Genomic DNA, 17425 nt, shown 5'->3' on the forward strand with positions numbered 1-17425 from the left:
TATTAAGGATGTGAGAAGGATTTGATAGGTTATAGAAAGAAAAAAGGTTTTACAATAACAGAACTTATAATTGTTGTTGCATTAACAGTTGTTGTATTAGGAATAATATGGACAATGTTTAATATAAGTAACAAAATAATTTCAGATGTAACTATTAAATCCGACTTACAAAGAGAAGGACAAGCAATCCAAGAAAAGTTAAGCAATATTGGAATGCAGGCTGTAGGAATTAAATCCGTTATTAAAGATGATTCAAAAAAAACAATAACTATACAAATTAATTCATATTACAAATCTGAAAGCTCAGATAACCCATTTTACTTTAGGTATGATTACAAGGACGTGGCAAATAAAAAACTTTATTTAAATTATAGCGGTGATAGTAGTAATAAAGATGAGGATTATAAATTAGTAACAAATAATGTAAATAGTATAGAAATAAATGGTGAAGATATTTCTACTGTTGATGAAAGTACTTTAAAAAGCGTGAATTCTGTTCAATTTACCATTATATTAAGTAAAAATAAGACTTATAACAATGAAATGATAAATTATCCAATAAAGGTAAGAACGGTATTTAGAAATAAAAATACTACGGGGATATAAAATTGCTTGAATTTTTTCAGTAAGTATTTTTAGTAATTATATATGATAGAAAAATGGGAAGGAGGAAGAAATTTGAGCAAAATAAAAGATAAGAAGATTGTTTTAAAGAGAGTAAGTTTGTTGATATGTTTGATATTATTATTTACATTAATGAATATACCAATATTTACTGTTAAAGCAGATGATGTTGCATCAAAGCCACAATTTACAGTATCAATCGACTCATATATACCTACAGATCCTAAAATAGGTGAAGATATAACAATTCGAGGCACAATAACTCCACAACCATTTAAAATACCAGTGCCAGCAAAGGAAATTGTTTTGGTATTAGATACTTCAGGTAGTATGGATGATAAGGTTACAACAATGTGTACAAATGAAAGAATTGGATATCAGATACAGGGGCATTATGAAGGTGAGAGTTATGCTGATCGAGTATGGATTACTAGTCATTGGTCAAATGATTATTGTAAAGAACATGCAAAAGAAGGTGATCATCAATCAACCAAAATAAATGAACTTAAAAAAGCAGCTAAAAACTTTGTTAATACAATGAAAACTGAAACAAATTTAAAGATTGGAATAGTTACATTTTCAGGGGATTCAACCAATAAGGAGGCATTAATTCCATCAAGTCAATCGGATGCGCTAAATACAGTTATTGAGAATTTGGATGCAGATGGAGGTACCAATACAGGTGAAGGATTAAGAAGAGCAACATATTTATTATCTAGTAGTCCTAATAGTACAGCTAATAAAACAATAGTATTTATGTCAGATGGAATTCCAACATATTACAATTGGCAGCAGACTAGTGAAGCCGGTTGGACATGGGGGAATTATAATGGCAAATATTATAAATATTATAGTCGTGATTATTCGGGGAATTATAAATTTGTAGCAAATTATGGACTAGATTATAATCATATGCCATATGGTTATTACAAGGATGGCCCATATGAGGGGAATTATGAAGGCTATAAATATCAGGAAGCACAATATAATTATTATACAGAGATAAATAAAGAGAGTTTTTCTGATGATGATCATGTAAGCCGTATGGGAACGGGATATTCAGATGAAGATGGAAAATGTCTAAAATATGCAACAACAATAGGAGAAGAGATTAAAACTAAGGGATATAATGTTTTTTCAATTGGTTATGGATTAGATGATTCTGGAAATCCCAAAATGAAGCAAATTCATGATTCAATGAGTGGAGTTGATTCTAATTTTTTTAAGACAGATGCTGGTGCAATAGATAGTGTATTTAAGACAATAGCAGCTAAAATTAAAGATAATTATCCTATAACAAACATTGATTTTAATTTTAATCCTGATAGTGGGACAACCATAGATGTTGTAGGAGGAAATAGAATTAGACTTAACGATATTATCTATAAAAAAGACTCAGAAAGTAATGGAATAATTATATATAAAGCAGCGCCGGTTCCATTTACAATAACAATTAAATCAAAAATAGCTGGTGATAATATACCGGTATTTACAAAATCAACAATAACATTCCCATGGAATACAGAGACAATTTCAGTAAATGTACCAGCTACGAAAATAAACGTAAGAGACAACGAGCTACCGTATATAGAAGCAGCTCCTAGCGCTATTCACTATCCATGTAAATCAGGAGAGGATGTTACAATCACATATAATATAACGCCACATGATTTTATATATAGTGATATGTCATCACAGATGATTCCTAAAGATGTAGTTATAGTGCTCGACACATCGAGTGGAATGAGCGATGGAGATAAAATAGGAACATTTAAAAATGCAGCGTGGAATGACTTGCTAAACAATAGTATTTTTACTACCAAACCTATGAAATATGGTTTGGTAACATATAATTCAGATGCAGTTGTTAGTCAAGATTTGACGGATAATAAAACTCAATTTAATGATAATGTAATAAAAAACATTCAACTATCAACTTCAGTTGATAGAAATATAGGATCAGCAATAGATAAAGCAAATGGAATTTTGCAAAAAGATACATCAGATGCTAAAAAATATTTAATATTATTATCTTCAGGTGATGTTACTTATACTCAAAATCAAATGAATAGTATAAAGGATAAGGGGTATAAGGTGTTGAGTATGGCATTAGGAAAAACTAATGATGTTACTATTGATCCATCACCAAAGTTAAAGGAGCTTACAATGAATTTAGGAGGAACCAATGAAGATTATTTTATTAGTGTACAAGAGGGAAACAATAATGCTACACAAAATTATGTGATGAAAAATTTAGCAAGTAGAATTAGTGATGATGTGTATAAAACATATAATTTTAATGATGTCAAGTTAAAATTTGATTTGAATGGGAATTTTGATGCTGTTAATAATCTTGATGGAACTAACGATAAGAGAAGTGTTACAGTACCTAATATAGAATATACAAATAATAATGGTGTTTGGCATGCAAATTCTACTACTGTATCATTTAGAATTAAACCTAATAAAATTGGAAGTTTAAGTTTTAAAGAAAATATAGATATTAATAATTTAGCTAATACTATAAGTTATAAAGGAATAAACAAAAACATAAATAGGCTAATAGCTACACCAATAATCGATGTTACATCACCAATACAGGTTATTCATGGTGTATATAAAAGTGTAACAAAAACGGGTACACTAGAGCTAGAAGATACAACAGGAAAAACTTTTGCAAACGGAACAATTATTCCAATGGCTGCAAGTTTTGAGTTCTATAACAATCCAACAATAAAACTCACATTGGACGCAAATATATCAATTGATGGAGATGTTAAAATATATAAAATAAATCTTGATGGAAGTTTGAATCCAGTAGCTACTATCAGTAAAAATAATTCTTCTTATTATGAAAAATCAATAGTAGATGGATTTCAAAATGGAGATAAGGTATTAGTTTTGTATAATGATAAATTACCAAAATTATCAGATGAGAAACGAAGAGATCATTATACAAATTCCATAAAAGTAGGAGATTCTGAACCAACTTCTGCAACGGTAAGAACAACAGATGGATCATTACCAGATTTGTTTTAAAATTAGCTGGTAGAGATATAAATTACTTAGTATACAATATGTGGTAATAGAATTTTGATTATATTATGTATTGTATACTTTAAATTATCATAGAGTTTTTGGTTTAATGTTTTTAATAAATTTGGAAATAAAAAATCTGATTAAATAGTATAAAAACCCTGTGCTATAAAATTAAAAGGTAATCAAGGTAGACTTTATAATAATATAAACAGTTTGGGAGTTATTTTAGATTAATAAAAAAACAATTTTTAATGAATTTATTAGATATATTTTTGTGGGCGGAACTGATTTTTTGTAATAGGTGTTATAGGATTGGTTTTAACAGGTAAGTTCGTTGTCAATTCTCTTCACTAGGGGTAACTGTTACCAGCGTAAAAATTGTTAGCAAGAGAGTACATGGTAGTGCATGAAAACATAACTTATTCAGTAAATATTAAATGTAAAGGCGGTTTTCAATTGAAATCAATAGGCAATCTATGTGAAAAAACAAAACAGATTTATAATGATATACATCAAATGAATAAGGTTAGTGAACTCCTTGACTATATTTCGGAAAAGTCAATTGAAAAGGTAGCTGCATTTCTGCTTATCATATGGGTTCTATCGCCGATTATTGTGATGTTTTCAAGTATTTCTGTGCAAGACGTGGAACAGTCATTAAATTTCTCATTAAAACAAGTTGCTATTTCAACGTGTTGGTATGAAATTCTTCAGACAACTGGGTTCCTTGGATGCATATTAGGTATTATTGTTTTTTTTAAAAATATTCTAAAGGGAAAAACTGGAGAAATATCTATGAAGCAGTATGTAAAGAATAATCTCTTTACACTGTTTTTATTTTTCATGCTATTTTGGAGCATTCTTTCATGTTTGGTATCAGACAATATTGCCATTTCATTTTATGGCACTTCATACCGTAATGATGGACTGGTTACTTATTTCACTTATTGTGGTATTTTCTGTTGTGGTTATGTGGTCAGAAACAAGCGTTTTGCAAAACATATTCTTGAAATTTTTACGATATCTGCGACAGTACTATCAATTTTGATGCTTATGAATTCTGAAACTATAAACAATCTGCTTGGATTAACTGTTGACTCATCTGTTTTTTCGAATTCAAATCATTTTGCTTATTATCTATGTATGGCTGTGATGTGTGCGCTATTGCTATTTGAGACAGAGAAAAAATCAGCTCCAAAGCTAATATTTCGGATTGGTATATTTTCTGTCATTACAGCAGCATTAGTGTATAATAAATCTTTAGGACCATACCTTGCTGTTGTAGTTGGGCTGGTCTGCAGTGTTATTCTGATAATATGGCTAGATAAGAAAGATTTAAAACGTGTATTGGTAGCAGTAATTGTATTTATAATTGTTACTTTCATTATGAACATTTCAGATAACCACCTTTATATAGATCTTAAGATATTTGGTATAGATATATTTAAAATAGCAAAGTTGTCACCAGCAAAGGATCTCGCCCATGTTGGATCAGATAGGTGGCCACTTTGGATGAATGGATTGAGGTTTATTACTGAAAAGCCATTTTTCGGCTATGGACCGGATAATCTTGGTGCTCAATATGCAAAAGTTAATATTATTATAGATAGACCACATAATGAATTTATTCAGTTTGCTGCAAGTCTTGGTATTCCAGCTTTAGTTAGTTACATTATGGCACTTGCAGTTCACTTTATATCTTTTCTAAAACAGAGAAAACACGTTTCAGTAGTATACATTGGTATTTTATGTACAGTAATTACTTATTTGGCATCATCTATGTTTGGAAATACTATGTATTACACAAGCCCATTTTTCTTTATGATTTTAGGGCTATCAGCAAGTATGCAAAAATTAGTAGAAGCGAAAAAGAAAGAACTATAGAAAGCGAAAAAAATTGAAATAGTAGTGTAAGTTTGGAAACTTACAGAATTGTTGAGTAATATTTTTACAACTAAAGATAATAATATAATTAGGCAAGAGAAAAGGTGAGTGTTTGTGATAGAAATTAGGAAGTTAGTGGTATTTTTATTTGTAGCATTACTTTTTATTTATATGATATGGATTAATTTTAGGGTTTTAAATAAATTTGGTCATAAAAAATTATTATCAGCTTTAATGATTAGTGGCCTAGGATTAATTACAATAGGTACATTTTTTGATATGATATCAAATTTAGTGGATATGAAATTTGGAACATTGATTCCAATATGTTTTACAGTAGGAGCGATTATATTTGTTATATATATAATACTGTGGAGCAATTATATAGCACAAATGATGTCTACGCTTAATGAATATGCACATAATGATCCAATGACAGGCTTATATAATAGAATGGGGTTTGAAAAGGTTTTTGAAATAAAAATTGCTACCCAAGAATCTTTTTATATTATGGTTTTTGATTTGGATAAAACTAAGTTAATCAATGATAAATTTGGACATTTAAAAGGTGATCAATATATAATTAGTGCTGCTAGAATTATAAAGGATGAGATAGGTAAAAATGGTTTTGTAGGAAGAACTGGAGGCGATGAATTTGTTGCGCTTCTGGAAAATATGACTGAAGAAAAAATAGAAGATCTTAAATTTTTCATAAAAAATCATGTTTCACACATTTTTAATAAACAAAATACACAAATAAGTATAGGATATTCAAAATATAAAGAAGATGGAGAAACTTTTGAAGAACTTTTAAGTTTTGCAGATAAAAAAATGTATGAAGATAAGGAAAAAAGAAAAGAATTCTATTTGAAAAACCAGTAAGTTATAATTAAATATTTTAGATTATTTTTAATGAAATCTTAATTTTACTTTATCAATTAATAATGTATAATAGCCATATGTGATAAAATAAGTCGACATGGTATTTTAACGTATGGGAGGAAAAAAGATGGATATAACATTTGCTTATCTAATAGATATATTTTTACATCTTGATAAATATTTAGGAATGGTAATAAATCAATATGGATTTGAAACATATTTAATATTATTTATTATAATATTTTTAGAAACAGGACTAGTCGTAACACCATTTTTACCAGGAGATTCTTTAATATTTGTAGCAGCAGCCTTATCAGCTGCAGGAGCACTTAATATTTATTTATTAGTAGGAATTTTAATGGTTGCAGCAATTTTAGGTGATACAGCAAATTATGAAATAGGCAGATTTTTTGGAAATAAGCTGATTAAAATTGGCGGAGGAAAACTTATAAAACAAGAACATCTTGATAAAACCCATGCATTTTATGAAAAGTATGGTGGAAAAGCAATAATATTTGCAAGATTTATTCCGATAGTTCGAACACTCGCACCATTTGTAGCTGGAATAGGTAAAATGAATTATAGACATTTTATTTCATTCAATGCAATAGGCGGAATTTTATGGGTACTCGGAGTTTCGGCTTTAGGATATTTCTTTGGAAATATTCCAATAGTAAAAAACAATTTTGAATTAGTAGTAATAGGAATAATAATAATTTCAATAATGCCAGCTGTTATTGAAGTTTTAAAAAGTAAAATGAAAAAAACTGATGAAATAGTATAAAAATAACAAAAAAATGAGGTGTAGTTATCTATAATAACTACCCTCATTAATATATTAGTAACCGAAACAACAGAGTGCTCTCCCTTTCGGTAGGTTACCACATAAATATAGTGTTCACTTTAGTTAAAAGCATTATAAATTGCTGAAATTCCTTTTTCAAAATTATCATTTTCTATGCCAACTAAGATATTCATTTCACTAGAACCTTGATCAATCATTCTAATGTTTATTTCAGCATTAGAAAGAGCTGTGAATATTTTAGCAGCAGTTCCTCTTTGCTTGGCCATTCCACGTCCAACCGTTGCAATCATAGCCAGGTTTGGATGTATTTCTATGGTATCTGGATTACAAGTTCTCTTTATTTCATCAACTACTGATTCTTTCTTATGCTTCAATTGAGAATCTGAAATAACAAGGCACACTGTGTCTATTCCAGAAGGCATATTTTCAAATGATATATTGTGTTGCTCAAGAATTGATAGTAGTTTTCTACAAAAACCAAGTTCTGAATTCATTGATGCCTTAGTAATTGAAATTACAGTAAAGTCCTTTTTACCAGCAATACCAGTTATAGTAGTTGGTTTTGTAGAAATATCTGTATCTTTTACTATAAATGTACCTTCATCTTCAGGTTTATTTGTATTTTTTATATTTATTGGAATACCAATCTCTCTTACAGGGAATATTGCATCCTCGTGTAGTACTGAAGCACCCATGTAAGAAAGTTCCCTAAGTTCTGTATAAGTTATTTTACTTATTGGTTTTGGATTTTTAATTATTCTAGGATCTGCCATTAAGAAGCCAGAAACGTCTGTCCAATTTTCATAAAGATCAGCATTGATGCTTGCAGCAACTAAAGCTCCTGTTATATCAGAACCACCTCTTGAGAATGTGATTATATTACCATCTTTATCTGCACCATAAAATCCAGGGATTACAGCTTTGGAAATTTTAGACAATTTAGAATTAAGAGCTAAATTAGTAGCTTCTGAGTCTAAAGAACCATCATCATTAAATATCATAACTTCCTTAGCGTCAACAAATTCAAAACCTAAGTAGTTAGCAAGTATTAATCCATTTAAGTATTCACCTCTACTTGCAGCATAATCACTCGAAGCCCCTTCTTCAAGATCATTTTTTACTATATCTAAATGTTTGGAAATATTAAAATCTAAGTTTAAATCTTTTACAATACCACAGTACCTATCTTTGATATGATTAAATACTTCATCAAAAGATATTCCAGTAGAAACATGGGCATGACAAAGATATAATAAATCAGTTATCTTTGAATCCTTAGAATTTCTTTTTCCAGGTGCTGAAGGTATTACATATTTTCTTTCTTCATTGGATACTATTATATCCTTAACTTTCTTAAATTGATTAGCATCTGCCAGTGAACTTCCACCAAATTTTGTTACAATTGTACTCATAATTATAGCCCCCATATTTATATGTATTTTACATATAAGATTGTAACAATTTATCTAGAAATGTTCAAGAGAATTGTGAATAAATCAAATAATTTGCTGAAGAATTTCATTTAATGTATTAATTTAAATAAAAAGTGTTTAAAACTTTAAATTATAAAGAATATGGTATAATTTTCTTTATAATTTAAAGTTTTAATGATAAAAATGTTTATTTTTAAAAAAATTCACTTGATTTATTAAAAATAGTAGTATATAATTTGAGATAATATATGAATTGAACAAAGGCGTTCGATAGATGGGTATACCTATCTGTTGTGCGCCTTTTTAAAAGAAAAAGGGGGAATTGTAAAATGGCAAATTATACAAAAGAAGATGTCATTAACTTAGTCAAGGAGAATGGAGTTAAATTTATAAGACTTCAATTCACAGATATCTTCGGAGCATTAAAAAATGTAGCAATAACTGATAAGCAATTAGATAAGGCACTAAATAATGAGTGCATGTTTGATGGATCTTCTATTGATGGGTTCGTTAGAATTGAAGAATCAGACATGAATTTAAGACCAAACTTAGACAGCTTCGTGATATTTCCATGGAGACCACAACAAGGTAAAGTTGCAAGATTAATTTGTGATGTTTACAGACCAGATGGAACACCATTTGATGGAGATCCAAGATATGTATTAAAGAAAGCTTTAGATGAAGCTGCGAAGCTTGGATATACTATGAATGTTGGACCAGAATGTGAATTTTTCTTATTTGAAACTGATGAAAATGGTAATGCAACAACTAACACTCAAGATAAAGCAGGATATTTTGACTTAGCACCTACAGATTTAGGAGAAAATGCTAGACGTGATATGACTTTAGCTTTAGAAGAAATGGGATTTGAAATTGAAGCTTCTCATCATGAAGTTGCTGAAGGTCAAAATGAAATAGACTTTAAGTATGGTGATGCTTTAACTACAGCAGATAGAATTATGACATTTAAATTAGTTGTTAAATCTATTGCTCAAAGACATGGATTATTTGCATCATTTATGCCAAAGCCAATTTTTGGTATCAATGGTTCGGGAATGCATGTTAATATGTCATTATTTAAAGATGGAAAGAATGCATTCGTTGACGATAATGATCCAAATGGATTAAGCCCAATAGCGTATAACTTCATTGCTGGATTATTAAAGAATATTAAAGGTATGGCAGCTATAACTAATCCTTTAGTTAATTCATATAAGAGATTAGTGCCAGGATACGAAGCACCAGTTTATTTAGCTTGGTCTTGTAAAAACAGAACTCCATTAATCAGAGTACCTGCTGCTCGTGGTGCTGGAACTAGAGTTGAACTTCGATGTCCAGATCCAAGCGCTAACCCATATTTGGTATTAGCTTGTTTATTACATGCTGGACTTGAAGGTATTAAGGAAAATTTACAACCACCAGCTCAAGTAGAAGCTAATATTTTCCATATGACTGATAAAGAGAGAAAAGAACAAGGAATTGATAATTTACCAAACAACTTATATGAAGCTGTTAATTTAATGAAGGAAAGCCAACTTGCTAAGAAAGCTTTAGGAGATCATATATTTAATAACTATCTGGAAGCAAAAGCTGCTGAATGGGATAATTACAGAATTCATGTACACGATTGGGAAATAAATAACTATCTTAATAGATATTAATCCATTAATGCCAGTTAATATTATTTAAGGTGGGGATTGCAATGGCGCAAAAAGGAAAAATCATTATAGCATTAAGCAATATTGAGACGGGAAACAAATTAAAGAGTTTACTAGTCCAAGAAGGCTATGACGTTATAGGACTATGTACTTCCGGAAATGAATTAATTAGATTAGTTATGCAATATTCCCCAGACCTAGTCTTAGTTGGATATAAATTTAAGGATATGAGTTTACTAGATGTTTATGAAACTTTAGTAGATGCAACTAGCTTTTTGGCTATTGTAAATGAACCTTATAGGTCATTTATAGAAGAGGATACTGATATATATTGTATTGGTACTAAAATTTCTAATGTGCTCTTAAGTAATGCTATTGATTTAATTTTTCAAGGGAAAAAGAGAATTAAGAAGTTAAGAGACAAGGTTGAAAAGTTAGAACATACTCTAGAAGATAGAAAGCTCATTGAAAAGGCCAAAGGAAAGCTTATGTCAACTTCAGGAATTACAGAGAATGAAGCGTTTAGATATATGCAGAAAATAAGTATGGATTCTGGGAGAACAATGAGAGATATTGCAAGTTTAATATTAAGTGAAATACAATAACTTATGAAGTGGTTCTTAACTTCAGGTAGAGTTTTATTAATAGGAATACAATTTTCTCTCTCGATCTGAAGCTTAGAAGAACCTATTCAGAGGAGAGTGCATCCATAATAATCCCTAGGAGTATTGCGGATGTTAGTTATGGGAACAATATAATAAATGTACGAGTAACTATATCAAAAAAAAGATATTTTTACTCGTTATTTATCTCAAGGAGGAATTTTTATGGAAAACAATAATCCGACTGCACAAGGACTATATAATCCAAGCTTTGAACATGATGCTTGTGGAATTGGAACTATAGTAAACATTGATGGTGAAAAGTCTCATGAAATTTTATCAGACTGTCTGACTATATTAGAAAAATTAGAACATAGAGGTGGTACAGGAGCTGATGAAAATACTGGAGATGGAGCAGGTATATTATTTAATGTACCTCACAAGTTCTTTAAAGAAGAACTAAAATCAAAAGGAATAAAACTAGGGCCTGAGGGCGACTATGCTGTTGCTATGATGTTCTTACCACAAGAAGAAAAGGCAAGAAAAGAAGCTATGAGACTTTTTGAGGATATATCAAAAGAAGAAAATCTTGAACTAATTGGGTGGAGAGAAGTTCAAACGAATCCTTCAATACTTGGAAAAGCATCTTTAGAGGCAATGCCTTCAATAGTGCAAGCTTTTGTAAAGAGACCTAATGGAACAAAATCAGGCAAAGAATTTGAAAGAAAATTATATATTGTTAGAAGAAATATAGAAAAAAGAGCTGGATGGATAAGTAAATTCTTAAATGAAACTTTTTATATAGCGTCTTTTTCATCAAAGACAATTGTATATAAAGGAATGCTTTTATCTACACAACTTCGAGAGTTTTATAAAGACTTAGAAGATGAAAGAGTTGAAACATCTTTAGCATTAGTTCATTCAAGATATAGCACTAATACATTCCCAAGTTGGGAAAGAGCACATCCAAACAGATTTATGATTCATAATGGTGAAATTAATACACTTCGTGGAAATGTAAATAAGGTTTATTCCAGAGAAACAAATGTTAGATCTAGAGTACTTGGAAAAGATTTAAACAGAGTATTGCCTATTATAAACAAAGAGGGGTCAGACTCTGCAATTTTAGACAATAATTTAGAATTTTTATATATGAACGGTATGGATTTAACTAGAGCAGTTATGATGACAATTCCGGAGCCATGGTATAAGAGTAAAACTATGAGCACCGAAAAGAGAGCTTTTTATGAATATAATGCTACACTAATGGAACCATGGGATGGTCCGGCATCTATCGTATTTACAGATGGTGAAAAAGTTGGTGCGGTTTTAGATAGAAATGGTTTAAGACCATCAAGATATTACATAACTAAAGATAGAAGATTAATTCTTTCATCAGAAGTTGGTGCTTTAGATGTGCCACCTGAAAATGTTGAAAAGAAAGACAGATTAATGCCAGGTAGAATGTTACTTGTAGATACAGTTAAGAAGGAAGTTATAAGTGATGAAGAATTAAAGAACACTTATGCAAATGAAAATCCTTATGGAGAATGGCTAGAAGAAAATTTAGTTACTTTAGATAAAATTAAAACTAGTAAAAAGTTCAAGATTGAATATGATAAAGAAACTATAAAAAGATTAGAAAAGACTTTCGGATATACTTATGAAGAAGTAAAGACAACTATGCTTCCAATGGCTGAAACTGGTGCAGAACCACTAGCGGCAATGGGAGTAGATACTCCAATAGCAGTGCTATCAAAGCAATCTCAACCATTATTTAATTACTTTAAGCAGTTATTTGCGCAAGTAACTAATCCACCTATAGATTCAATTCGAGAAGAAATAGTTACAGCCTCTAATATTTACATAGGACCAGAAGGTAACATATTGGAAGATAGACCAATAAATTGTGAAGTGCTTAAACTTGACTCACCAATAATAAATGATGAAGAGTTAGCTAAAATAAAGTCACTTAATGATGGGAATTTAAGATCAAAAGTTATTGATATTGTGTTTGAAAAAGGTAGCTCTTTAGAAGATGCATTAGATGATTTGTTTGAAAAAGCACAAAGTGCATATGAAAAAGGATATACTGTATTAATATTATCTGATAGAAATGTATGTGAAGCAAAACTGCCAATTCCATCATTGCTTGCAGTATCAGCACTTCATCAATATTTAGTTCAAAAGGGGACAAGAACATCAGTTGGATTGATAATTGAAAGTGGAGAGCCAAGAGAAGTTCATCATTTTGCTACTTTAATTGGATTTGGTGCATCAGCTGTAAATCCATATATGGCTTATGAATCTTTAAGAGGATTAATTGAAGAAGGATTACTTGAAGTAGATTATGATAAGGCTGTTTATAATTATAGTAAAGCAGTACTTAAAGGAATAACTAAAGTACTTTCTAAAATGGGTATTTCAACAATACAATCTTATCAAGGAGCTCAAATATTTGAAGCTATAGGTATAGGTAAAGAAGTTATTGATAGATATTTTACTAATACTACAAGTAGAATTGGTGGAATAGGATTAACTGAAATGCAAAAAGAAGCAGAAATAAATCATGAAAATGGATTTAGACCTAAAACTTATTCTGCTGACTTTACATTGGATTCACCAGGATATGAAAAACTTAGATCGGGTATCGATGGTGCGGAAGAGCATTTATATAACCCTTTAACTATTCATAAACTTCAAGAAGCTACTAGGAATGCAAATTATGAATTATTTAAAGAATATACTTCTTTAATTGATAGTGAAGAAGCTGAAATAAATTTAAGAGGATTATTAGAATTCGATTATAATTCTAAAGAAATTCCACTAGAAGAAGTTGAAGCAGTTTCAGAAATAGTTAAGAGATTTAAAACTGGAGCAATGTCTTATGGATCAATTTCTAAAGAAGCTCATGAAGCGATAGCTATTGCCATGAATAGAATTGGTGGTAGATCTAATACTGGTGAAGGCGGAGAAGATAAAGACAGATGGATTCTTGATGAAAATGGAGATTCAAGAAGATCTTCAATAAAGCAAATTGCATCTGGTAGATTTGGAGTAACTTCAGAGTATTTGGTAAATGCAGATGAACTTCAAATAAAATTAGCACAAGGAGCAAAACCAGGAGAAGGTGGTCAGCTGCCAGCTACAAAGGTTTATCCATGGGTTGCGAGGACTAGACATTCAACTACAGGTGTTGGACTTATATCACCACCACCACATCATGATATTTATTCAATAGAAGATTTAGCTCAATTAATTTATGATTTAAAAAATGCAAATACTGGTGCTAGAATATCTGTTAAGTTGGTTTCTGAATGTGGAGTTGGTACTGTTGCAGCTGGTGTTGCTAAGGGCGGAGCTGAAGTAATATTAATCTCAGGCTATGATGGAGGAACAGGGGCATCACCTAAGAACTCTATTAAAAATGCTGGACTTCCTTGGGAACTAGGACTTGCAGAAGCTCATCAAACTTTACTTCTTAATGATTTAAGAGAAAGAGTTAGAGTTGAAGTTGATGGTAAGCTTATGTCAGGCCGTGATGTTGCTATTGCTGCACTTCTTGGAGCAGAAGAATTTGGATTTGCAACTGCACCACTTGTAACACTTGGTTGTGTTATGATGAGAGTTTGTAATTTAGATACTTGCCCTGTAGGTATTGCAACTCAAAATGAAGAGCTTAGAAAGAGATTTAAAGGAAAACCAGAATATGTTGTTAACTTTATGTACTTTATAGCAGAGGAACTTAGAGAAATAATGGCTAAGCTTGGATTTAGAAATATTGATGAAATGATTGGTAGAGTAGATAAACTTAAGCAAAGAGAAAATGTTCATGGCTGGAAGGCTAAGAGTGTTGATTTAAGTGCTATACTTTATACTCCAGATAAATATAAAGGTAAAGTCGTTAAATTTGATGAAACTAAGAAGTATGACTTTAAATTGAACAAAGTAATGGATGAAAAAATATTTACAAAAAAATTCAAAGATGCTATAGAAAATAAAGAAAAGATAAGTTTAGAAATTGACATAACTAATACTGATAGAACCCTTGGAACTATTCTTGGTTCACAAATAACTAAGGCAACTGGATCAGAAGGTTTACCAGAAGATACTATAAGCATTAAGTGTAATGGATCAGCAGGTCAAAGCTTTGGAGCATTTATTCCAAAGGGATTAACTTTTGAAGTCGAGGGAGATGCCAATGACTACCTTGGTAAGGGATTATCAGGTGGTAAGATTATAGTATATCCTCCAAAGAAATCAACATTTGTAGCTGAAGACAATATTCTAATTGGAAATGTTGCTTTATATGGTGCAACTTCAGGTAAAATATTTATAAATGGTATTGCAGGAGAAAGATTCTGCGTTAGAAATTCAGGTGCAACTGCTGTTGTTGAAGGCGTAGGAGCTCATGGATGTGAATACATGACAGGTGGAAAAGTTGTTGTTTTAGGTAAAACGGGAATTAACTTTGCTGCAGGCATGAGTGGAGGAATTGCTTACCTTTATGAAGAAGATGAATATTTCAGAATAAATTTAAATGAAGAAATGGTTTTATTGGAAGAATTAAGTTTAGAAGATGAAGAAGAATTAAAGAGTTTAATTGAGGAGCATGTAGGCGTTACAGGGTCCCCAAAAGGAAATAAGATATTATACAACTTTGAAACAGAAAAATCTAAATTCCATAAGATAATTCCAAAAGATTATAAGAAAGTATTAGAAACTGTTGAGAAGTATAAGAATCTTGGATGTGATGAGGATGAAGCATTAATTAAAACTTTCCAAGAAATTAGAGGAATATAGGAGGGTTAAGAAACATGGGTAAACCAACAGGATTTTTAGAGTACGATAGAGAAGAAGGTAAAAATAGAGAACCTAAAGAAAGATTAAAAGACTATAAAGAGTTTCATAAAAGACTTCCTTTAGAAAAACAATGCATTCAAGGGGCAAGATGTATGGATTGTGGGGTACCATTTTGTCAATCAGGAGTATTATTTTCAGGTATGGTATCAGGATGTCCACTTCACAATTTAATTCCTGAATGGAATGATTTAGTTTATAGAGGAAAATGGGATTTAGCTTATGAAAGATTAAATAAAACTAACCCATTCCCTGAATTTACTGGAAGAGTATGTCCAGCACCTTGTGAATCAGCATGTACAGCTGGAATAAATGGACCTTCAATTGCAATAAAAGAAAATGAAAGAACTATAATTGATGTTGCTTTTGAAAATGGTACAGTTAAAGCAAATCCTCCACTTAAGAGAACAGGAAAGACAGTTGCAGTAATTGGTTCGGGTCCAGCAGGACTTGCAGCAGCAGATACATTAAATAAATGTGGTCATAAGGTTACTGTATTAGAAAGAAGTGACAGACCAGGTGGATTATTGATGTATGGAATTCCTAACATGAAGCTTGATAAAGAGGTTATTTTAAGAAGAGTACATCTTATGGCAGAAGAAGGAGTTAAATTTGTAAACAATGCAAATGTTGGTGACAACTATGATGCAAAACAAATATCAAACGAATATGATGCAGTAGTTCTTGCAACAGGAGCATCAGAACCAAGAGATCTTCAAGTAGAAGGAAGAGCTGAAGCTAAAGGAGTTTATTTTGCAGTAGATTTCTTAAAATCCAATACTAAAAGTCTTTTAGATTCAAATCACTCAGATAATAACTACATTTCTGCAAAAGATAAAAATGTAATTGTAATTGGTGGTGGAGATACAGGAACAGACTGCGTTGGAACTTCACTTAGACATGGCTGCAAATCATTAGTACAATTTGAAATAATGGGAGAGCCAGGGAAAGAAAGAAGTGCAAATAATCCATGGCCAGAATGGCCTAAAGTTCTAAAGGTTGACTATGGCCAAGAAGAATTTATAGAGTTATATGGCAAAGATCCACGAGAATATTTAACAACAGTTACAGCTCTTCATAAAGATAAAGATGGAAATGTTGAAAGTGTTGATACTGTAAAAGTTGAATGGAAAAAGGATGAGAGTGGAAGATTTTCACCAATACCAGTTAAAGGATCAGAAAAAATTTATAAAGCTGAACTTGTATTACTTGCAATGGGATTCACTGGTTCACAAAACTACATTAAAGATGCTTTTGGTGTAGAATCAGATCCGAGAACTAATATAAAAGCAGGAGAAGCAGATTTTAGAACTAATATTCCTAAAATCTTTGCAACAGGTGATGCTAGACGAGGTCAATCACTAGTTGTAACTGCAATAAATGAAGGAATACAAGCAGGAATAGCTGTTAATAAATTTTTAAGAAAATAAGATACACACATTAGAAAAGAGCAGCTATGCACTTATAAAAAGAGTAGCTATGCTACAATACGGAACTTTTCTGCATATAAGATCATTATAAAAAATAATACCTTTAGGAAAATTTCTAGAGGTATTATTTATTTTCATGTGCTTTATTATAAAAATAAAGTTATAATAATTAGAAAAACTATAAAATATATGAATATAATTTAATAGT

10 protein-coding genes are annotated in these 17425 nt (G+C 30.7%); 9 read left to right on the forward strand and 1 reads right to left on the reverse strand.

Features of this window, described 5'->3' with window-relative positions:
- Positions 1 to 21 precede the first annotated feature (21 nt).
- The 5 genes from psyc5s11_RS06785 (at position 22) to psyc5s11_RS06805 (ending at position 7213) form a co-directional block, all read left to right on the forward strand.
- The gene (locus psyc5s11_RS06785; protein ID WP_224036858.1) at positions 22 to 606 is read left to right on the forward strand and encodes a type II secretion system protein; all 585 of its coding nucleotides are present in this window, start codon (positions 22 to 24) and stop codon (positions 604 to 606) included.
- A 72-nt stretch (positions 607 to 678) separates the two neighbouring features.
- Entirely contained in the window at positions 679 to 3663 is a 2985-nt protein-coding gene (locus psyc5s11_RS06790) for a vWA domain-containing protein (protein ID WP_224036859.1), read from the forward strand.
- Positions 3664 to 4119: 456 nt separating this feature from the next.
- The gene (locus psyc5s11_RS06795; protein WP_224036860.1) at positions 4120 to 5547 is read left to right on the forward strand and encodes an O-antigen ligase family protein; all 1428 of its coding nucleotides are present in this window, start codon (positions 4120 to 4122) and stop codon (positions 5545 to 5547) included.
- A gap of 114 nt (positions 5548 to 5661) precedes the next feature.
- Positions 5662 to 6429: a GGDEF domain-containing protein gene (locus psyc5s11_RS06800; protein ID WP_224036861.1), complete on the forward strand. Its 768-nt coding sequence runs from the start codon at positions 5662 to 5664 to the stop codon at positions 6427 to 6429.
- Positions 6430 to 6556: 127 nt separating this feature from the next.
- On the forward strand, positions 6557 to 7213 hold the full coding sequence (locus psyc5s11_RS06805; RefSeq protein ID WP_224036862.1) for a DedA family protein: 657 nt from the start codon (positions 6557 to 6559) through the stop codon (positions 7211 to 7213).
- 119 nt (positions 7214 to 7332) lie between these two features.
- On the opposite strand, the gene psyc5s11_RS06810 is transcribed toward psyc5s11_RS06805, so the two are convergent.
- Positions 7333 to 8646, reverse strand: coding sequence for an aspartate kinase (locus tag psyc5s11_RS06810; RefSeq protein ID WP_224036863.1), 1314 nt, complete (start codon positions 8644 to 8646; stop codon positions 7333 to 7335).
- 350 nt (positions 8647 to 8996) lie between these two features.
- Here psyc5s11_RS06810 and glnA point away from each other — a divergent pair, with 350 nt between their 5' ends.
- From glnA to psyc5s11_RS06830, 4 genes are all read left to right on the forward strand, one after another.
- Positions 8997 to 10328 (forward strand): type I glutamate--ammonia ligase, encoded by a 1332-nt coding sequence (gene glnA / locus psyc5s11_RS06815; protein WP_224036864.1) that lies wholly within the window; start codon positions 8997 to 8999, stop codon positions 10326 to 10328.
- Positions 10329 to 10369: 41 nt separating this feature from the next.
- Positions 10370 to 10930: an ANTAR domain-containing response regulator gene (locus psyc5s11_RS06820; protein ID WP_224036865.1), complete on the forward strand. Its 561-nt coding sequence runs from the start codon at positions 10370 to 10372 to the stop codon at positions 10928 to 10930.
- 222 nt (positions 10931 to 11152) lie between these two features.
- A complete protein-coding gene (gene gltB, locus psyc5s11_RS06825) occupies positions 11153 to 15730 on the forward strand; it encodes a glutamate synthase large subunit (RefSeq protein WP_224036866.1) in 4578 nt (1525 codons plus the stop codon).
- Positions 15731 to 15744: 14 nt separating this feature from the next.
- Positions 15745 to 17217, forward strand: a complete 1473-nt coding sequence (locus psyc5s11_RS06830) for a glutamate synthase subunit beta (protein ID WP_224036867.1) — start codon at positions 15745 to 15747, stop codon at positions 17215 to 17217.
- The last annotated feature ends 208 nt before the right edge of the window (positions 17218 to 17425 follow it).

It is taken from the genome of Clostridium gelidum (assembly GCF_019977655.1).
GTDB classification, from domain to species: Bacteria; Bacillota; Clostridia; order Clostridiales; family Clostridiaceae; genus Clostridium; species Clostridium gelidum.